The sequence below is a fragment of the Fibrivirga algicola genome, assembly GCF_011742925.1.
Lineage (GTDB): Bacteria > Bacteroidota > Bacteroidia > Cytophagales > Spirosomataceae > Fibrella > Fibrella algicola.
In genome coordinates this window covers 341008-361357 of sequence record NZ_WAEL01000002.1, presented here as the reverse complement: position 1 = coordinate 361357, position 20350 = coordinate 341008, and the positions used below count along the sequence as shown (strand labels likewise).

Annotated in this window: 20 protein-coding genes; 13 read left to right on the top strand and 7 right to left on the bottom strand. The window is 50.6% G+C overall.

Annotated elements, in window-relative coordinates:
* The first annotated feature begins 1 nt into the window (after position 1).
* From map to dnaN, 11 genes are all read left to right on the top strand, one after another.
* Positions 2–829: a type I methionyl aminopeptidase gene (gene map, locus F7231_RS06725; RefSeq protein WP_166691360.1), complete on the top strand. Its 828-nt coding sequence runs from the start codon at positions 2–4 to the stop codon at positions 827–829.
* Between the two features lie 7 nt (positions 830–836).
* Positions 837–1055: a translation initiation factor IF-1 gene (gene infA / locus F7231_RS06720; RefSeq protein WP_009284801.1), complete on the top strand. Its 219-nt coding sequence runs from the start codon at positions 837–839 to the stop codon at positions 1053–1055.
* Between the two features lie 14 nt (positions 1056–1069).
* Entirely contained in the window at positions 1070–1186 is a 117-nt protein-coding gene (gene ykgO / locus F7231_RS06715) for a type B 50S ribosomal protein L36 (protein ID WP_085412264.1), read from the top strand.
* Positions 1187–1190: 4 nt separating this feature from the next.
* Entirely contained in the window at positions 1191–1568 is a 378-nt protein-coding gene (gene rpsM, locus F7231_RS06710) for a 30S ribosomal protein S13 (RefSeq protein ID WP_085412265.1), read from the top strand.
* A 91-nt stretch (positions 1569–1659) separates the two neighbouring features.
* Positions 1660–2055: a 30S ribosomal protein S11 gene (gene rpsK, locus F7231_RS06705; RefSeq protein WP_085412266.1), complete on the top strand. Its 396-nt coding sequence runs from the start codon at positions 1660–1662 to the stop codon at positions 2053–2055.
* A gap of 133 nt (positions 2056–2188) precedes the next feature.
* On the top strand, positions 2189–2794 hold the full coding sequence (gene rpsD, locus F7231_RS06700; RefSeq protein WP_085412267.1) for a 30S ribosomal protein S4: 606 nt from the start codon (positions 2189–2191) through the stop codon (positions 2792–2794).
* A gap of 99 nt (positions 2795–2893) precedes the next feature.
* Entirely contained in the window at positions 2894–3883 is a 990-nt protein-coding gene (locus tag F7231_RS06695; protein ID WP_085412268.1) for a DNA-directed RNA polymerase subunit alpha, read from the top strand.
* Between the two features lie 77 nt (positions 3884–3960).
* Positions 3961–4584, top strand: a complete 624-nt coding sequence (gene rplQ / locus F7231_RS06690; RefSeq protein WP_085412269.1) for a 50S ribosomal protein L17 — start codon at positions 3961–3963, stop codon at positions 4582–4584.
* Between the two features lie 85 nt (positions 4585–4669).
* Positions 4670–5770: a glutamine-hydrolyzing carbamoyl-phosphate synthase small subunit gene (gene carA / locus F7231_RS06685; protein ID WP_085412270.1), complete on the top strand. Its 1101-nt coding sequence runs from the start codon at positions 4670–4672 to the stop codon at positions 5768–5770.
* Positions 5771–5845: 75 nt separating this feature from the next.
* On the top strand, positions 5846–7501 hold the full coding sequence (gene gldG / locus F7231_RS06680; protein ID WP_166691359.1) for a gliding motility-associated ABC transporter substrate-binding protein GldG: 1656 nt from the start codon (positions 5846–5848) through the stop codon (positions 7499–7501).
* Between the two features lie 104 nt (positions 7502–7605).
* Positions 7606–8727, top strand: coding sequence for a DNA polymerase III subunit beta (gene dnaN, locus F7231_RS06675; protein ID WP_085412272.1), 1122 nt, complete (start codon positions 7606–7608; stop codon positions 8725–8727).
* Between the two features lie 528 nt (positions 8728–9255).
* On the opposite strand, the gene F7231_RS06670 is transcribed toward dnaN, so the two are convergent.
* The 5 genes from F7231_RS06670 to F7231_RS06650 form a co-directional block, all read right to left on the bottom strand.
* A complete protein-coding gene (locus F7231_RS06670) occupies positions 9256–10347 on the bottom strand; it encodes an alkene reductase (RefSeq protein ID WP_166691358.1) in 1092 nt (363 codons plus the stop codon).
* Between the two features lie 213 nt (positions 10348–10560).
* A complete protein-coding gene (gene meaB / locus F7231_RS06665; protein WP_166691357.1) occupies positions 10561–11532 on the bottom strand; it encodes a methylmalonyl Co-A mutase-associated GTPase MeaB in 972 nt (323 codons plus the stop codon).
* A 103-nt stretch (positions 11533–11635) separates the two neighbouring features.
* A complete protein-coding gene (locus tag F7231_RS06660) occupies positions 11636–12310 on the bottom strand; it encodes a 2-C-methyl-D-erythritol 4-phosphate cytidylyltransferase (RefSeq protein ID WP_198172205.1) in 675 nt (224 codons plus the stop codon).
* A 154-nt stretch (positions 12311–12464) separates the two neighbouring features.
* Positions 12465–13508: a tRNA preQ1(34) S-adenosylmethionine ribosyltransferase-isomerase QueA gene (queA, locus tag F7231_RS06655; RefSeq protein WP_085412276.1), complete on the bottom strand. Its 1044-nt coding sequence runs from the start codon at positions 13506–13508 to the stop codon at positions 12465–12467.
* A gap of 156 nt (positions 13509–13664) precedes the next feature.
* Positions 13665–14030: a hypothetical protein gene (locus F7231_RS06650; RefSeq protein ID WP_085412277.1), complete on the bottom strand. Its 366-nt coding sequence runs from the start codon at positions 14028–14030 to the stop codon at positions 13665–13667.
* 156 nt (positions 14031–14186) lie between these two features.
* On the opposite strand from F7231_RS06650, the gene F7231_RS06645 reads away from it, so the two are divergent.
* Entirely contained in the window at positions 14187–15164 is a 978-nt protein-coding gene (locus F7231_RS06645) for a gluconolaconase (RefSeq protein ID WP_085412278.1), read from the top strand.
* A 153-nt stretch (positions 15165–15317) separates the two neighbouring features.
* On the opposite strand, the gene F7231_RS06640 is transcribed toward F7231_RS06645, so the two are convergent.
* Positions 15318–17744: a TonB-dependent receptor gene (locus F7231_RS06640; RefSeq protein WP_166691356.1), complete on the bottom strand. Its 2427-nt coding sequence runs from the start codon at positions 17742–17744 to the stop codon at positions 15318–15320.
* Between the two features lie 171 nt (positions 17745–17915).
* Between F7231_RS06640 and F7231_RS06635 the strand changes: the two genes are divergently transcribed.
* Positions 17916–20069, top strand: coding sequence for a molybdopterin oxidoreductase family protein (locus F7231_RS06635; protein WP_166691355.1), 2154 nt, complete (start codon positions 17916–17918; stop codon positions 20067–20069).
* On the opposite strand, the gene F7231_RS06630 is transcribed toward F7231_RS06635, so the two are convergent.
* Positions 20060–20350: a chaperone modulator CbpM gene (locus tag F7231_RS06630; protein ID WP_085412281.1), complete on the bottom strand. Its 291-nt coding sequence runs from the start codon at positions 20348–20350 to the stop codon at positions 20060–20062. The two genes, F7231_RS06635 and F7231_RS06630, sit on opposite strands and share 10 nt — an antisense overlap.

The following is a 20350-nucleotide window of genomic DNA, read 5'->3' as shown; positions in this document are numbered from 1 at the left end:
TATGATTACGTTACGCAGCGACGAAGAGATTGAGATCATCCGGGAGAACGGGCAGGTACTTGGCAAAACACATGCTGAGGTAGCCAAGCTACTTCGCCCGGGGATTACAACTAAGGAACTTGACATTGTTGCTCAGACGTTCATAAAAGATAACGGGGGCATTCCCTCGTTTCTAGGTTTCAATAATGGTACAGCTACCCGTTTTCCCGGGGCACTGTGCATTTCAGTTAACGAAGTAGTTGTACACGGTTTTCCGACCGACTATGAGTTGAAGGAAGGCGACATAATTTCGGTCGATTGCGGGGTTTATCGCAATGGCTACCACGCCGACAGTGCTTATACGTACCCAGTTGGAGATGTTGCTCTTGGTACACGTAAGCTATTGATGCGCACGAAGGAGTCATTATATGTTGGCGCAGCAAAAGCAATTGATGGTAACCGGATTGGCGACATTGGCTATGCAATTCAATCGTACACAGAGCACTTTGGCTACACGGTAGTTCGGGAGTTGGTTGGTCACGGCGTTGGACAGTCATTGCATGAAGAACCGCAGGTGCCTAACTACGGTAAACGTGGGCAGGGTGTGAAGCTGAAAGAAGGCATGGTCCTCGCTATCGAGCCCATGATTAATTTCGGTAAGAAAAGTGTAGTACAGGAGCGTGATGGGTGGACTATACGTACCAGTGATCGCAAACCATCGGCGCACTTTGAACATACCGTAGCAGTTCGTAAAGGGAAAGTCGAAATACTCACTACATTCGAATACATCGAAGCGGTAACGGCTGGAACTAGTATGGAAATCGAGTTGAGTGCCGCAGCAGCGGCTTAACGTCTATATGGCAAAACAGAATTCGATTGAACAAGATGGTGTGATCCTCGAAGCATTGTCAAATGCAATGTTTCGGGTTGAACTCGCCAACAAGCATGAAGTAATTGCACACATCTCGGGCAAAATGCGGATGAACTACATCAAGATCCTGCCCGGTGACCGTGTTAAGTTGGAGATGTCGCCTTACGATTTGAGTAAGGCGCGTATTGTGTACCGTTACAAGTAAACAGGCAAGCAACCATGAAGGTTAAAGCGTCAATTAAAAAGCGAAGTGCAGACTGCATCGTGATCCGGCGGAAAGGGAAGCTGTACGTGATCAACAAAAAGAATCCCCGTTACAAACAAAGACAAGGTTAAGCACATGGCACGTATTGCAGGTGTTGATATCCCCGATAAGAAGCGCGGCGCTATTTCGCTGACGTACATCTATGGTATCGGTCGGAGCGCAGCAAAAACGATTCTGGCAAAAGCTGGTATCGACGAAAACAAGAAGGTTAGCGAGTGGAATGACGATGAGTCAACAGCCGTTCGTAACGCTATCAGCGAAGAGTTTAAAGTTGAAGGTGCGCTAAAATCAGAAGTGCAACTCAGCATCAAACGGTTGATGGACATCGGTTGCTACCGTGGTCTGCGTCACCGGAAAGGTCTGCCAGTTCGTGGTCAGAAAACCAAGAACAACTCACGGACCCGGAAAGGAAAGCGTAAGACGGTTGCCAACAAGAAGAAAGCAACTAAGTAATAGTTTGATGTTTAACGTTTGATGTCTGAAGTTCAGGTACGTCGTTTTTAAACGTCAAACTGTTAACATCAAACGTCAAACTTTTTTGAAAATGGCACAAGCAAAACGTAAAGACAAAGCTAAAAAGCGGGTCGTCGTAGTTGAATCAGTCGGTCAGGTGCACATCCGGGCTACCTTCAACAACATCATCATTTCGATCACGAACATGAACGGTCAGGTTATCTCATGGGCATCTGCCGGTAAGATGGGCTTCCGTGGTTCGAAGAAAAATACTCCTTATGCAGCACAAACTGCTGCACAGAACTGCGCTCAGGTTGCCCACGAATTGGGTATGCGGAAGGCAGAAGTGTTTGTAAAAGGCCCAGGCGCTGGTCGTGAATCAGCCATCCGGACTGTACAGAACACGGGTATCGAAGTAACTACTATCCGTGATATTACCCCGCTGCCCCATAACGGTTGCCGCCCTCCAAAACGTCGGCGCGTATAGTATTGGTTAAAGTTGATTGCAATCATTTGGCACAGTAGTATTTATTACAGTCAGGTAATTGCCGCAGCAATGAATACGGTTAGGCGACATTTGGTTGTGTCTGATCTCTCTTTCACATTATTCATTTCTTATAATGGCACGTTATATTGGCCCAAAAGGCAAAATTGCCCGTAAGTTTGGTGAGGCTATCATTGGCCCTGTCAAAGCCTTACAAAAGAAAAATTATGCGCCCGGTATGCACGGACGCGGCCGGAAGCGTAAGACCTCAGAATATGCTGAGCAGCTCCAGGCAAAACAGAAAGTGAAGTATATCTATGGTATCCTGGAGCGTCAGTTCCGTGGATTATTCCACCGTGCCGCTGTTAAAGAAGGCATCACTGGTGAGAACCTATTGAAACTTTGCGAAGCCCGTCTCGACAACACCGTTTATCGTATGGGTATTGCATCAACTCGTCGGGCTGCCCGTCAGTTGGTAGCTCACAAGCACATCACCGTTGATGGTGAAGTGGTGAACATCGCTTCTTATTCGCTCAAGCCAGGTCAGATTATCGCTGTTCGTGAGAAATCGAAGTCGCTTGAAGCCATTACAACCAGCCTGTCGGCTCGTAATGCAAAGCGGTTCAACTGGCTGGAGTGGGATCAGCAGCAATTAGCTGGTACCTTTATCAGCTACCCTGAGCGCGATCAAATTCCTGAGAACGTCAACGAGCAATTGATCGTTGAATTGTACTCTAAGTAATACATAAGTAGCAGTTGGCTGAAGCAGTTGGCAGTTTTCATCTGCCAGCTGCTTCAGCCAACTGTAAACTTAATTTTAGGCTGTTAACCACGAAAAGGTATGTCTATATTAGCTTTCCAAATGCCCGATAAAGTCGTAATGGAAAAAGCCGACGACTTTCACGGTGTATTTGAGTTTAAGCCTCTCGAAAAGGGATATGGCGTTACGATTGGAAATGCTTTACGCCGCATACTGTTGTCGTCACTGGAAGGTTACGCCATCACAAGCGTCAAGTTTCCAGGCGTACTACATGAGTTCTCTTCGATTGAGGGAGTTGTTGAAGATGTAACCGAAATTATCCTGAATCTGAAAATGGTTCGGTTTAAGAAGGTTAACGACATGGTCGACAACAAGATCACGGTAAACATCAAAGGTCAGTCTGTGCTCAAAGCTGGTGATATCAGCAAGGCAACGGCTTCATTCGAGGTGTTGAACCCAGATCTGGTCATTTGTAACATCGATAACACCCGTGACCTGGAGATGGAAATCTTCGTTGAAAAAGGTCGTGGGTACGTGCCTGCAGATGAACCGCGTGCTACTGAACTTCCGTTTGGTCACATTCCGATTGATGCGGTCTACACCCCAGTGAAGAACGTAAAATTCGGCGTTGAGAATACGCGGGTAGAACAGAAAACGGACTATGAAAAGTTGGTGCTCGACATTGAGACTGACGGTTCAATTCACCCGGAGGAAGCTTTGAAAGGAGCTGCCCACATCCTGATTCAGCACTTCATGCTATTCTCTGATCAGACAATGACGTTTGATACGGTGAAGCCTGAAGAAGATAATGTCGTAGATGAGGAGATGTTGCACATGCGCAAACTGCTCAAAACGTCACTGGCTGATCTGGATCTATCTGTACGTGCCTACAACTGCCTGAAGTCAGCCGAAGTGCGGACTCTGGGTGATCTGGTACGTTTGGAGATTTCAGACATGATGAAGTTCCGCAACTTCGGTAAGAAGTCGCTGACGGAATTAGAGCAACTAGTTGCTGACAAAGGTCTGACGTTCGGTATGGACGTTGTGAAATATCGGTTAGACGAAGAATAAGCTCAGTTTGACGTTTACCGTTTGAAGTTTGACGTTTGTCACTTCGAACGTCGAACGACAAACGACAAACTACTACAATGAGACACGGTAAAAAAGATAATCACCTCAGCCGAACCCATTCGCACCGCGACGCAATGCTGTCGAACATGGCCGTTTCGCTGATTATGCACAAGCGGATCGAGACCACTGTTGCGAAAGCTAAAGAGCTTCGTAAGTACGTTGAGCCAATCCTGACGCGTGCCAAAGAAGACAATAACCAGAATCGTAAGGTTGTCTTCCAGTCACTGAACCACAAAGAGGGCATGAAGGAGTTGTTCGGCGTTGTGTCGGATAAGATCGCTTCTCGTCCCGGCGGATACACTCGCATCATTAAACTGGGGAACCGGAAAGGTGACGCGGCTGAAACCTGCTTGATCGAATTAGTTGACTTCAACGAAACGCTCCTGGCCGCTGCCGCTGAGCAATCTGCAACCAAAACTCGTCGTAGCCGTCGGGGTGGTTCAGGTCGTGGCGCTGCCGGTGCAACTGATGCGGCTCCTGTAGCTGTAGCTGCTGCTGACGAAACTCCTTCGGCCGAAGTGGTTGAGGAGGCGCCAGCTGCAGTTGTAGAAGAAGCTCCTGTAGCTGAAGCCACATCGACAGATGAAGCACCAGCTGCTGACGAAACGAAGGACGACGAAACGAAGCCCGCTGCTGAATAGTGAGAAGTCACTCGTCATAAAGAAATGGGGTTAGCCAGTCATCGGTTAACCCTTTTTTTTAACCAAAAACATCAATTATACCCTCATGACACGCCCACAACAACCCGAAGCGTTATTGGTTTTGCAGGATGGTACTGTTTTCAAAGGCTTTGCACTCGGAAAAATCGGCACGGCTGGCGGTGAAATTTGCTTTAATACCGGCATGACCGGTTATCAGGAAATTTATACCGACCCCTCGTATTTCGGTCAGGTTATCGTTAATACAACATCGCATATTGGCAACTACGGTATCCAATTAGGTGCCGAGGAAGAATCGGCAGGAGTGAAAATTCGGGGAATGGTGTGTAACTTCTTTTCTCCGACTTATTCACGCCACTTGGCCGATGGTTCGCTGCAACAGTATTTTGAGCAGGCTAATATCGTCGGAATCCACGGTATCGATACCCGGCAGTTAGTCCGGTATATCCGAGACAAAGGCGTAATGAACTGCATTATTTCGTCTGTCATTCTAGATCCTGAAGTGCTCTTCGCCGAACTGTCGAACGTACCTGATATGGAAGGACTGGAACTGTCGTCGGAGGTGTCTACACAGGCTACCTATGAGCTCGGCGAGCAGGATTCACGGTTTAGAGTGGCCGTACTTGATCTGGGTGTAAAGAAAAGTATCATTCAGAGTCTGGCTGACCGGGGTGCCTACTGCAAAGTATTCCCGGCTAAAACATCGTTTGCTGATCTACACGCGTTCAATCCAGACGGGTTCTTTATCTCGAATGGTCCCGGTGACCCTGCGGCAATGCCCTATGCAGTGGAGACCGTAAAACAAGCGTTGGATACCGAAAAGCCGTTGTTTGGTATTTGCTTGGGCCACCAGATTTTGTCACTTGCCAGTGGTATTGGAACCTACAAGATGCACAATGGCCACCGTGGCTTAAATCACCCGGTAAAGAACCTGATTACCGGATTGTGTGAAGTGACTTCGCAGAACCACGGATTTGCCGTAAAAGGTGACGAAGTTATGGACCATGCTAATGTGGAGGTGACGCACATTAATCTGAATGACCAGACAATCGAGGGCATTCGCCGTAAGGATAAGCCTGCTTTCTCGGTGCAGTACCACCCCGAAGCATCGCCCGGACCGCACGATTCGCGCTATCTGTTCGATGATTTCATTAAGCTAATGCAGTAAGCTCATTCTGATAATTCCTCTTTTTTTCGCAAAGCCGACGCCTCAACGGCGTCGGCTTTTTCGTTAGTAAGTCCTATGTCATCCGCAACCAAACGCTTTCTCTTAGTTGGGCTGGGCCTACTGGTAATTAACGCACTATCGGCGTTCGTTTATACGCGTGTCGACCTTACAGAAGACAGCCGGTACACCTTGTCGGGCGGAACACGCCAACTACTCAGCACTCTGCCGGATCGTGTTCATGTCGATGTATTTTTGACGGGGAAATTGCCGCCAGGCTTCAAGCGTCTGGAAACGGCGGTTCGGGAAACCCTGAATGAGTTTGAAGCTGAAGCTGGTAGCCGTATCAGTTTCCGATTCATCGATCCCATCACAGGGACATCTGAAGAACAGCTGCAACGGCTTGATCGGCTGGCGAAGCTGGGTTTGCAACCAACAAATCTGTTTGCTAACCAGGGGGGGACGCGTACCGAACAACTGATTGTACCAAGCGCAGTCATCAGCTATAGGGGTAAAGAAGTAGGTGTATTGCTGTTGAAAGGAAACAAAGCTGCTTCACCAGCCGAACAACTCAATCAATCCTATGAAGGCGTCGAATATCAATTAGCCGCTGCCATTCGCCGGCTTACGCAACCCGAAGGGAGCCGTCGGCGCGTTGGTTTGGTATACGGTCATACGCAGGTGCCCCCGGAGCGTTTCTCGGACCTGCTGGCATCTATTCAGGAACAGTACGATCTGTTTTTTGTCGACTTGAGAAAGCCCGGGCCGGTCGACGGTGTTGATGCTTTGCTGGTGCTAAAACCTGACCAGCCATTTTCTCAAACAGACGTCTTCAAGCTCGATCAATACGTTGTGAAGGGCGGTAAGGCTTTATTCTTTGTCGATGGGCAGCGGGTTGATAGTGTGAGCGTGGCGGGTTCTTATGCGCAGCCTATGCCACTAGGGCTCGATGACTTGTTCTTTAACTGGGGTGCCCGTGTCAATCGCAATTTGGTGAAAGACCTGACCTCGGGCGTTATTCCCCTAACGGTAGGTACGTTGGGCGACAAACCAAATGTACAACTGGTGCCCTGGCGGTTTTACCCCGTTCTGAACTCGTTTGGTGACAGTCCGATCACCAAGAATATGGATGCGGTGTACGCTCGTTTTACGAGCACACTGGACACAGTACGGGCACGGGGTATCAATAAGACTGTTTTGTTGAAAACGTCGCCTTATACCACGGTGCTGAACTTGCCTGCGCTGGTATCATACAACGAAGCCCGACAACAACCCGATCCTGCTACATATACGGGCGGGGTTAGGTTGGTAAGCGTGTTGTTGGAAGGGCAGTTCAATTCGCTATTTGCTAACCAACTTCTGCCCGATTCGGTCGCGCAGGGCTTTAAGGTAAAAAGTGAAGCGGGAAAAGTCTTAGTTTGTGCCGACGGTGATCTGGTTGTGAATGACGTTGATTACAAGCGAAAAGCGCCCCTGCCCTTAGGATACGATCGATTTTCCCGAAATCAGTTTGCCAACAAAGAGTTCGTGCTGAACTCCATAGATTATATGGTTGATCCGGAAGGACTAATCGTAGCCCGCACCCGAGAGGTACCGTTACGCCCACTCGATGGCGTGAAATTGGGTCAAGAACGTACCTCGTGGCAGGCGATCAATGTACTTGGGCCACTGGTTTTAGTTGCCCTTGGTGGGCTGGTATGGCAAGTAATCCGCCGCCGGAGATACGCGCAATAGCGAGCCTTTTTCCTGGCAATAAAACATAAATTGGAGCTAAGAAAAGGCCTCTTTTTTTGCTACTTTTGTTCAAATACACAAGAACCTACTGACGCCTCCAGCGCATGAAATTCATCGTCTCCTCGTCCGTTCTGCTCAAGAACCTGATGAACATCAATGGGGTGGTTGCGACCAACCCAATCGTACCGATTCTCGAAAACTTTCTGTTTCGTATTGAAGACGGTACGTTGACCGTAACAGCGTCGGATCTGCAAACCACCATGACTACGCAAATCCCTGTGGATGCGTCGGAAAGCGGTGCTATTGCGATTCCTGCCAAGCTGCTGCTCGACACGCTGCGGAGCCTGCCTGAGCAACCCATTACGGTTAATATTAATACAGATACATTTGGTACTGAAATCCTGACTGACAACGGCCGGTTCAAGCTGTCGGGTGAAAACCCAATCGATTTTCCGAAGATTCCGGGCGTCAACAAAAATCAGTCGGTTGAGCTGTCATCAGATGCTCTGTTGAGCGCGGTAAACAACACCGCATTCGCCACCAGTACCGACGACCTGCGCCCGGCCATGACGGGTGTGTATCTGCAACTGAACAGCGATAACGCAACGTTTGTAGCTACCGACGGGCACCGGCTTATCCGGTACCGCCGCACCGATATTCAAACGTCGGCCAGCACGTCGCTGATCATTCCCCGTAAGGCGCTATCATTGCTGAAGACATCGCTTCCTGAGGGGGTCGACGTAAAGGTTGAACTGAGCCAGGCAAATGCCTCATTCGTATTCGGTTCAACGCAGTTGATTTGCCGGTTGATCGACGAGCGTTTCCCCGATTATGAAAACGCGATTCCGACAAACAACACAAATGTGATGACGATCGGTCGGGCTGATCTGCTGAACTCGCTGAAGCGGATTATGATCTACGCTAACCGGACAACGCACCAGATTCGATTGACGATGAAGGCTAATAGCCTGACCATCTCTGCTGAAGACCTTGACTATTCGAACGAGGCTAACGAGAAGTTGCTTTGTGAATATGAGGGTGATGATATGGAAATTGGTTTCAATGCCAAACTGATGGCTGAGATGCTGAGCAATCTGAGCGCGAAAATGATCTCGCTTGAAATGTCGGCGCCGAACCGCGCAGGATTGATCATCCCCGCTGACAAAGAAGACAACGAAGAAATTTTGATGTTGGTTATGCCGGTTATGCTGAATACATATGCGTAATCGATAAGCTAATTGACGCAATGCAAAAAGGCCCCGACTAACTAGTCAGGGCCTTTTTGCATTGCGTCAGATGCCAGAGTTGTGGATTTACCAAAGAGTCTTGATTAACGGCGAAACTCGTTAGGCAGACCAGTTGATTAGCAGTCTTTGTGCTGCTAATGAGCGGCTTGGCAAAGAAAGGAAAGGGTTTAGGAATAGGAAACTGTACGTGTACAAATATACTCAGTAGGACAATAGAAAGATATTGTTGCCCTAAAAAGGTTAGTGGATTTATTTATTAAGCGTATGCTGACCAAAACAAGTCAGTGAGGATTTGGTCATGCTTCCAAACAATATCTTAGTGCTTAAGGCAGCGAAAATACTTTAGCGCGTAGTAAGGAGAGAGGAGGTTGGTAGATCAGACATGATTGAGTATAAACTCTGACAACGCCTGTTACGCTGAGTCAATACGTGAGTTGGTACTGATATTCATAAAAAACCCCCCGGACAACACTGTCCGGGGGGTTTAAAAATTGGTTGATTAATTTGCTACACAACGGCCTCGGCCAAAGTCGGGTAATCTGTATAGCCTTTTTCGCCAGGCGTGTAAAAGGTATCATAATCTGGTTGGGCCAGTTCTGCACCACTTTCCATACGCTCTACCAAATCAGGATTGGGAATAAATGGGCGACCAAAAGCGATCAGTTCCGCTTTGCCAGCCTGTAACACTTCCTCTGCCCGGGCAGCATCGTATCCACCACTGAGAATTAACGTACCTGTGAAGGTGTCACGGATGGCATCTACAATATGCTTATCAACCGCTGGGGCACCCATTGCTTCATGGTCAACCAGGTGAACATAGGTAACCACGCCGTTTAGCTTTTCGGCCACAAGGAGAGCAATAGCGTCGTAATCGGATGAATAAGGCATATCGTTGAACACACCATATGGCGACAGTCGGATGCCTGTTTTCTCAACACCAATGGCGTTTGAGATGGCCGTAGCAACATCAACAGCAAACCGGGCGTAGTTCTCTGTTGAACCGCCATATTCATCTGTACGCTGGTTTGTAGTAGGACGCAGGAATTGCTCTACCAAATAGCCGTTGGCTCCGTGAAGTTCAACTCCATCGAAGCCTGCGGCAACTGCGTTTTTAGCGGCAGCAACAAACTCCTGAATCGTTTTCTCGATGTCAGCTTTTGTCATTTCGTGGGGCGTAGGATGATCCTGCATACCCAATTCGTCTGTATAGATCTGACCAGCTGCCGCAATAGCAGAGGGGGCCAGAATCTCGGTACTTTTTTCCATGTTCGCCGAATGGCTGACACGGCCAGTGTGCATCAGTTGCGCAAATATTTTGCCACCTTTCTCATGCACTGCAGAGGTGATCGCCTGCCACCCTTCTACCTGTGAGGGTGTGTAAAGGCCAGGTACGCGAGCGTAGCCATTTCCATTAGCCGAAGGTGCAATCCCTTCTGTGATGATCAGCCCTGCTGAGGCACGCTGCGCATAATAGGTCGCCATGATTGGCGTCACGTCGTGACCGGCGGTGGCACGGTTACGGGTCATAGGAGCCATAACGACCCTATTCTTCAATGTAATTGTTCCTAGCGTAGCAGGTGCAAATAATTTCGTCGACATGTTGGATATATTGTATGTACAAAGACATGAAGACAACAACCGCCCACTGGATATTAGTTTATATGTATTTACATTAAATTCAAGTGGAGGAAAAAGTGAATTGATAGTCAGTCGATTGGGTTGTGAACAAGCTATAGTTTATGGCTCGCTATGGCCTTGTAGTTGACTTAACTGCCTGGATTAATCAGGTGGCAAGTCGTCGTACGAGAACTGTTAAACCAATTTTTCGACGGCCTGCGTTGGTAGCAACGTACCCAACCGTACTTGCTCTTCAAGTAGTTTTAACCGTTCTGCAAGGCCAGGCTGGCTAAAAAACTGCCGTTCAATCTGCTGTCGCAGTAGTGTACGGAACCAGTCAAGAGCCTGGGCCTGCCGATGTCGAATCTGCTCGCCCGATTGTGTTAAACGTAATTGATGTTGCTCAATCATAGTCCATACCTCGGCAATCCCTGTACCTGTTGTTGCCGAGCAGGTGACTACCGGTGGCTGCCAGCCTGTACCTGTAGGCGGGAAGAGGTGAAGGGCATTTTGGTATTCGATACGGGCTCTATTAGCGGCGGCTGCATTTTCACCGTCAGCTTTTGTAATCGCCAGTGCGTCGGCCAGTTCCATAATACCGCGTTTCATGCCCTGCAATTCGTCGCCAGCACCCGCCAGCATCAACAGCAGAAAGAAATCGACCATGCCATGCACCAGCGTTTCTGACTGCCCTACGCCTACCGTTTCGATCAGGATAACGTCGAAACCGGCTGCTTCGCAGAGCAACATAGTCTCGCGGGTCCGGTGGGCTACGCCACCCAGCGAGTCCCCGGCAGGCGACGGTCGAATATAAGCCCGTGGGTCCATCGAGAGGCTTTCCATACGGGTTTTGTCGCCCAAGATACTTCCGCCTGATCGCTGGCTTGTTGGGTCGATAGCCAGGACCGCCAGATGTTTACCTATCCCGGTCAGGTACGTGCCGAAGGTTTCGATGAAGGTGCTTTTTCCTACGCCTGGAACACCCGTTATACCCACCCGTACGGATGTTTGTGGAACATGTGGCAATACACCTTCCATAACCTGACGAGCCAGGAACTGGTCGCTTGTCAACTGACTTTCTACCAGTGTAATGGCGCGACTCAGCACCAGCCGATCACCCGCCCGCAGGCCATCTATGTAGTAGGAGGGAAGTTCTCTGGGGCGCATTATAACGTTTGAAGTTTGTAGTTTGGGGGTCGATGTTGCGCTGCCAGTTAATGAGCTGTCAGATTAGCAGCGCAACATCGACCCCCAAACTACAAACTTCAAACTAATTTCTTAGATCGTCTGGCGTGGTGATTTTGATGTTCTCGTAGTCGCCTTCGATGAGGGAGATAGGGTAACCCGCAAATTCGAGCACGCTGGCACAGTCGGTAAAATGGGGTTGCTCGGGACCGGCAAACGCTTTTCGGAACCAGTCGAGCCGGAACGTTTGGGGCGTTTGAATAAGACGTACCTGCGAGCGGTCGACGGCCTTGCTGCTTCCATCGCTGCTTATAAATCGAACAGAGTCTTTGGCGGGAACACAGGTAACGGCACTACCCTTATGCGAGGCTGTGGCGAAGCTTTCGGCGATAGTCGCCGGAGTCACGTAGGGGCGAACACCATCGTGTACGGCCACTAAACCATGGGCATCAGCTGCTGTTGGAATACTGCTCAAACCATTGCGGACTGACTGAAAGCGCGTTGCTCCGCCGATGATCGGAGTCACGTTGGCAGGGTGAAACTGATGCGTTGTACAGAGTGACTCCCAGATGATCAAATCGCGCTCGGGTAAAACGAGCCGGATTGGCATATCGGGCGAGTAGGCCAGGAATTGCTCGATTGTGTGTTGAAGAATGGGTTTACCGCGCAGTAGTAGAAACTGCTTGGCGATATCGGTCTTCATGCGGCTTCCGCTGCCGCCCGCCACAATAATGGCGTAGAATTGAGTTGTACGTGTCAATGTCTAGTCTTGAAAGTCGCAGAGAAACGAGCCCAAAGTCTGGAAAGTTGTCCATAAAGAAGTCCAGAGCTTGAAAAGCACCCGCTAAAATACACTTCTAGCAAATGGACTTTCCAGACTCTGGACTTTTATCGATGACTCTCTATACGACTACTTATAGAATCAACATTGCGTCGCCATAAGTGAAGAAACGATATTTCTCTTTAATCGCAATCTGGTAAGCCTCTTTGATCAGTTCGTGGCCACCAAAGGCAGACGTCATCATCAGCAGTACTGATTCAGGCAGGTGCATGTTGGTAAGCAGGGCGTTGGCGATCTTGAAATCGTAGGGCGGGAAAATAAACCGGTCTGTCCAGCCTTCAACGGGCTTCAGGCGGCTATTGGCCGATACCGACGATTCAATGGCTTTCAGGGCTGTCGTACCAATGGCACACACACGCTTGCCAGCATCTAAACCAGCATTAACGATGGCAGTGGCGTCCGGTTCGATCCGGAAATTCTCTGAATCTGTTTTATGCTTGGTCAGGTCCTCTACGTCTACCTGACGGAACGTACCCAAACCAATGTGTAAAGTGACAGGAGCAAAGTGAATGCCTTTGATCTCCATCCGCTTCATCATAGCGCGGGTGAAGTGCAGACCTGCTGTTGGGGCAGCTACAGCGCCAACATGCTGGGCAAATACCGTTTGGTAATGCTCGCGATCAGCTTCAACCGATTCGCGCATGATTTCGCGTGGAATTGGCATTTCGCCTAGCTGATCCACCGCTTTCATGAATTCATCGTGGTTACCGTCGAACAGGAATCGGATCGTCCGGCCGCGTGAGGTTGTGTTGTCAATGACTTCAGCAACTAGGTCGCTATCGCCAAAATACAGCTTGTTACCTACCCGAATCTTCCGTGCGGGATCAACCAGCACGTCCCAGAGTTTCATTTCGCGGTTTAACTCGCGTAACAGAAACACTTCGATTTTTGCCCCCGTTTTCTCTTTGTTGCCGTACAGCCGAGCTGGAAATACTTTCGTGTTGTTGATCACCATCACATCGCCATCTGAGAAATAGCTCAGAATGTCGCCGAACTTCTTATGTTCAATGGTTTTAGTTTTACGGTCAACGACCATCAACCGCGCTTCGCCTCGTTCAACCGGATATTTGGCAATCAGACTTTCGGGGAGGTCAAATCTAAATTCAGCTAGTTTCATACAAGTTTTCCCCTTGATAATTAAGCCTATAAGATGGGGAAAGTTCGCAAATATACGACACAAAACCCCGGTTTCGACGGGGGAGGGGTAGGAAAATTGGCCGATAGCCACGCAGCAGGCATACTTATGCATGGCTATCGACTAGGAAGGAACTGGTCAAGCTTGCCCTTCTGGCGCGGTAATGGGCTGTACAGACCCTTCGGTATTTACGCTGCCGCGCTCTGATACGTTGAATTTGGCCATCAGTTCTGACGATGCCTCATTTGAGTACGTACCCTGAGCCGACACAAAGAGACCTTTCATACCATTATTACACGATATAGCGTAGAGTGTCATTTCATCCCCCGGGTCAGACGTCCCCTCGAAGCGGTGAAATTCGTCGACTTTAAACTCGTCGCTCCTGTATCTGATTTCGTCCTTGCTAGTCACCTTCAGGTGATCATTCTCAGGCGCAAATTCTTCGGTGTAGCCCCGGCTGTGCAAATCCTGCATAGCCTCGGTAAGGGTGGTGAAATGTGTCATAACGTGCTTCTGTTTTAATCATAAAACCACTTTAAGCGGCGGTTGTTCGTCAGTTGAGTTACCGGATCTGATTTGTTTCTAGAGTTATTCAATAGGATTTAAAGAACAAACCAGTGTGTAAGTGATTAAATGTCAAAACACATAAGTAATCCGACTATGAAAAACTCAGTGATTCTAACTGCCGTTTTGGGAATTGTAGGCCTGAGTGCCTGTAAAAACAATGGGACTGATATCAACGCCCCCTCATTTGCCGATCGTACTTCGTTCACGGCAAGTCGACTGTACCCGGAAGGGATCGCATATGCCCCTTCGCTAAACAAATTCGTCGTTACCTCGCTGACACAGGGAAAGGTGGGCACTGTTGATGTAAACGGAACCTATGCAGACCTGTTTACCGATCCGCAGCTGATCTCAACGCAGGGCGTGAAGGTGTATAATGGCAAAGTATACGTTTGTAATGCGGCCCAAGGTATTGCCGAAAAAACAACAGCCGCGGCTACAATGAAAACGGCCGGTCTCTTTGTCTACGATTTGAGTACCAACCAGATCACACGCCGAACAGACCTGGCTGCTTTGTTGCCCAATGCCTCTCACTTAGCCAACGACGTTGCTATCGACGCCCAGGGTGTGGCTTACGTAACCGACTCGTTTTCGCCGGTTGTTTACCGTGTTGCTACTGATGGTACCCCCAGTATTCTGGTAAATAATCCTGTGTTAGGCGTTCCGGCGGGGCAGTTTGGCCTTAACGGTATTGTTGCGCATCCGGGTAATTACCTGATCGTGGTTGTCGCTTCGACGGGCAAACTATATAAGATTGATTTAGCCAACAGCAATGCAATCACCGAAGTAACCGGTTTTGCGCCCGTAACTGGTGGCGACGGCATGGTATTGATCAACGACGATTTATATGTTGTCAACAACCGCAATCAGGTAACGCAATTGCGTGGGGCCAACAATTGGGCTACGGCCTCTGTAGTAAAGACTGACGCTGTTGGCTACGATCAGGCCACGACAAATACCGTTGTTAACGGACAAGTTTACACCCTAAACGCACGTATCGGTGAAATCAGCGCTGCTGCCGGTAATCCAGCCAGCCTGACCTCATCAGCTTACAGCATCCAGCGGTTCAAATAAGAATAGGGAGTAGCTTACTGACTGTTAATGTTGTACTGCCTGTTCATCAATAAGTGGTTGATGTAAAGCGCAGCGACGAAGTAGCCTTGTGTTACATAAAAAAGGGACGGACCTACGTAGGTCCGTCCCTTTTTTATTGGTGATGAGCCAGCCTTACCACGTCCATGAAAGGGTAGCTGATACCTGACGGGGGGCAATGGGGTTGATGCTATTATCGTCGTGAACGTTATAGCTCAGTTCGTTCAGCAGGTTAGTCACGTTGGCGCGAATAGCATACCGGGCCTTAACGTACCCAACTGAGGCGTTTAGCTGGGTATACGCTGGTAAGGGAATCAGGCGGAAGGCGTCATTATTGACGGTAACCCGGGTAGAACGACCAGCCTGACGTTCGCCCATGTAGAAGGCGGTGAGGCCCAGTTGCAGACCCTGCCCGAAGCCGGGGCGTTGCACGGTGTAGAACATACTGGCGTTGGCCGTGTGATTCGGATTATAACGAAGCAGGCTACCCACAATGTAGGTGTTGCTTTGCGTGTAGCGGGTCTCGTTATAGCTGTAACCGGCCAGGAACGAGATACCCTGGAATGTTTTGCTTTTCACATCGACCTCGACGCCACGGCTTGTTACTTCACCGGCCAACTCCTTGATGTTGGCGTTCGTATTACCGTTTTGCAGGCTCGTTTGCGCCAGGTTGCTGTTTCTGATTTGGTACACCGTTGCATTCGCTGAGAGCAGTCCGTTGAACAGGTCGTTTTTGATACCAGCTTCATACTGGTTGATGAATGACGGTGGCAAGGCATTACCCGCTACGTCGATGCCTGTGTTGAGGGCGAATGAGTTGGCATAGCTCACAAACAACGCGGTAGTCTGGCGAGGCTGATACACTAGGCCAAAGCGAGGCGTGAAGGCGTCGTCGAAGGTGTTGCTGCTGGTTGCTTTCTGGTCGCTCAGCGTGGTAACGATGCTACCGGTTTGCTGATAGCTCCAGCGTACACCAGCCAGTAATTTCCACTTGTCTGACAGGGCAATCAGGTCCTGTGCATAGATACCCGCCCGGTTAATAGGCGCTTCGGTCAACTGACGGGCCGTCAGTGTAGGTACGTCGTTCCGGGTGCGGAATTTAGCCGGATTAAAAATGTTGATGGTATCGTAAACAGCCAGCGGATTGTAGGCCGTTGTATTGGTCCGGTACTGGTCGGCATCAGCGCCGATCAGAAGGGTGTGCTTAATAGCACCAGTACTAATCTGTCCGGTCAGGTCAACCTGGCCGATCCAGTAGGTTTCAGCCACCTGGGTACGTTGCAGACCACGAATCCAGTCGCCGTTGGCTTTGATGGCCTGGCTGCTGGCATTTGGCCGGGCCGCACTGAATAAATCGCTCTTAAAATTCTGAATGGCTCCCGTAGCCCGTACCTGCCATTGATCGGTTAGGCGGTGTGTCAGCGTAGCGGTGCTGCTCGTCTGCTCAATGCGATTGTAACTCCAGGGCGTACCGATGAAGCGGCTGCGTGGCACATCGGTGATTGAGTAGTTGATAGCACCGATACCAAAATCGGGGGTGCGGTCGTCGTTCAGGTAATCAGCTTCCAGCAGCAGTTCGGTACGACTGCCGAGTTTAACCAATACTGAAGGGTTTACATAAATGCGTTCGCCACGTACCTCGTCGCGGAAACTGCGACTGTTCTCATAGGTACCATTCAGGCGAACAGCTACTGATTTTGACAGACCACCGTATACATCGAACGACGGTTTGTAGAATCCGTAGCTGCCAATCCGCATCGCCACCTGACCACCCGACTCAAAACGGGGTTTCTTTGTCACGAGATTGAGAATGCCGCCAGCTGCTACGTTGCCGAACAGAATCGCCGACGATCCTTTCAGGACTTCCAGCCGTTCCAGCGATGAGATTTCAGGCATGACACTGTTGTTGTAACGGGTGCCGTTTTTAAAGGTATTGCTGCTCGTGAAGGCAAAGCCACGGCCGCCAATTTCTTCCTGATAACCACCCGTTGTGCCCGTGATGTAAACGCCGTTTATGTTGGCCAGCGCATCGCTGAGGCGGAGCGTTTGCTGCCGGTCCAGAATATCGCGTTCGATAACGGCTACACTTTGAGGCAGGTCCAGCGGGCGAATGGCTACTTTACCCACCGTTAATGGTACCTGGTTCGCTGATTTGTAGCCACGTACCTGCACCTCGCCCAGTTGACGAGCCGTTTCCTGAAGCGTCAGGTTGAGCTGGGTCGTTTGGCCTGACAGGACCGTAACCGGTTGCTCCTGTGTCTGTAGGCCAACAAACGATACGACGAGCGTGTAATCGCCGGACGCAAGGCGGAGGTGGTAACTGCCGTCTTCAGCTGTAGTTGTTCCTTTCGAGCTTCCTTTGACGCTGACGCTGACATAGGCAGCCGGCTGGCCATCCTGCGTACTCAGGCGACCGTGAATAGTGCCACGCTGGTTGTCGTTGTCATCATTGGCCGGATGAATGCGTGAGAGGCTAGGCCGGTCTGGACGGGCAACCGTTGGGTTAGCAACCGTGAGGGCTGAGAGCACTAAAAGCGTTGAAGTAAATATAGGTATAGACATAACAAATCGATGTCGTTATTTAGAATCAGTATCGATAGGTCAAAGGTTATGTTTATTTAGATTTAATCAAAACAAAAGCCAGTAATTGGTTATAATTCCTGTTTTTGTCTGATTTTTCACCGATAAAAGCCTTTTTTGTATCTTCCATGCGCTTATTAAATCGCTCTCAACGTGGCTAACACAACCGATTTATCGCTGCAAACTCATTACCGGGCCTGTAATCTCTGTGAAGCCATTTGCGGTCTGACGATCACGCACAAAGACGGCGCCATCGTCAGCATTGCCGGTGATCCAGCCGATCCGTTTAGTCGTGGACACATTTGCCCAAAGGCTGTAGCCCTCAAAGACATCTACGAAGACCCGAATCGGTTGCGGCGGCCAATGAGGCGGCGAGGCAATGACTGGCAGGAAATAGGGTGGGAGCAGGCACTCGATGAGGTAGCCGATCGGCTGCGTCAGGTACGTGACACCCACGGCCCCAGCGCCATTGGCGTGTACGCGGGTAACCCCACCGTGCATAATTCGGGCTCGTTTCTGGGAATGCCGGGCTTCGTGAAGGCATTGGGTACCCGAACGGTATTCTCGGCTTCATCAGTCGATCAGTTTCCGCATCACTTCGCCGCCTGGCAACTGTTCGGGCATCCATTACTGATGCCGGTGCCTGATATTGATCGTACCGATTTCTGGCTTATTATGGGCGGCAATCCGATCGCGTCGAACGGGAGCATCATGACCGCCCCCGACGTGTCGACCCGGCTGCGGGCCATTCAGCAGCGTGGCGGAAAGGTCGTGGTGATTGATCCGCGCCGAACCGAGACCGCACAACGGGCCGATGAGCACTACTTTATTCGTCCCGGCACCGATGTGTTCCTGCTGCTGGCCATGACGCAGGTTCTGTTTGCCGAAAACCTGGTTAATCCCGGCCGCATTACTGCCATTATAGATAATATCGATATGCTCCGGGATGCTGTGACTGAGTACACACCCGAACGCGTTGCCCCGCTGACGGGCGTTGAGCCAGGTACGTTGCGGCGCTTAACGCAGGAATTTGCGGGTACGTCCCGCGCCGCTTTGTACGGTCGCGTTGGCGTCTCGACCCAGGAGTTCGGCGGGCTTTGTCTCTGGCTCATCAATGTGCTGAACCTGTTGACAGGGCATCTCGACGAACCGGGCGGCATGCTGTTCAGCTCGCCAGCTATTGACCTGCTGGTTACCCGGCCGGGTGTACCGCGACCTGTTTACAATAAGTTCAACCGGTTTCAGAGCCGGGTGCGTGGCAAGGCTGAGTTTATGGGCGAACTACCGGTAGCCTGCCTGGCTGAAGAAGTGGAAACGCCCGGCCCCGGCCAGATCAGGGCCGTGGTAACCAGTTGCGGCAACCCGGTGTTGTCGACGCCCAATGGACGTCGCCTTGACCAAGCGTTGGCCGGGCTGGAGTTCATGGTATCAGTTGATATTTACATGAACGAGACCACGCGCCATGCCGATTACATTCTGCCGCCGCTGACGGGTGTAGAAACGGCCAACTACGACCTGACGTTTCACGTACTGGCTATTCGGAATACGTCGCGCTATTCGGAGCCGATGGTACCAAAGCCGGCAGGTACGTTGTATGACTGGGAAATTTTCGAGAACCTGCGACTGCGGCTCAGCGATGTCCCACGCGAGGAATGGGCATTGCAGAATCCGGCAAAAACCATCGATATGGGGTTGCGGTACGGCCCTTACGGAAGCACCGGCCTTAGCCTTGACCAATTGCGTGACCATCCACACGGCATCGATCTGGGGCCACTTCGGTCGCAATTGCCCGACCGGCTACAAACTCAGGATGGACGTATCAACGCCGCCCCGGCTATATTCCTAGCCGATCTGGCCCGTGCGGAAGCTGTCTTGCTAGCTACTGCTACGCCTGATGCCTCGCACCCGTTGTTATTGATCAGCCGCCGTCATCTGCGCGATAATAACTCGTGGATGCACAATGCCCCGGTGCTGGTAAAAGGCCGTAATCGGTGTACGCTTATGCTCCATCCCGACGATGCCACCCGCCTTGGCATTAGTACTGGGCAAGCGGTGCGGGTACGTTCCCGAGTGGGTGAGGTTGAACTGCCCGCCGACGTAACGCCCGATATGATGCCCGGCGTCGTATGCATGCCACACGGCTACGGGCATAACCGCCCCGGTACGCGCCTGGATGTGGCCCAGCAGCATGCCGGTGCCAGCGTCAACGACCTCACCGACGAAGCGTTCGCCGATACGCTTACCGGAAATGCGGCCCTGTCGGGCGTGCCGGTACGGGTAGAAGGAATAACGCCGACTTACTCGTAAAAGCGTAGTCGGTTGTGTAGGTCGGTGAGTTGGCTCTGTAGCTGCTCGACCTGTTCCAGCAGGTTCGATACGATATCCAGGTCGTCGGGATGAATAGCCAATTCCTGGTGCAGGCGAACCAGTTTTTCGAGCCGCGCCAGCTGCGTCGGTTCAACATAGGTGGCCTGTTCAACTGTGACGATGTTGATCAGGTCGCGCCGGGCCAGATCGTGCAGAAACGTAACTTCGACCTGATGATAGACGCAGAAGTCACGGGTTGGAATGAGTGCGTGAGTCGACAT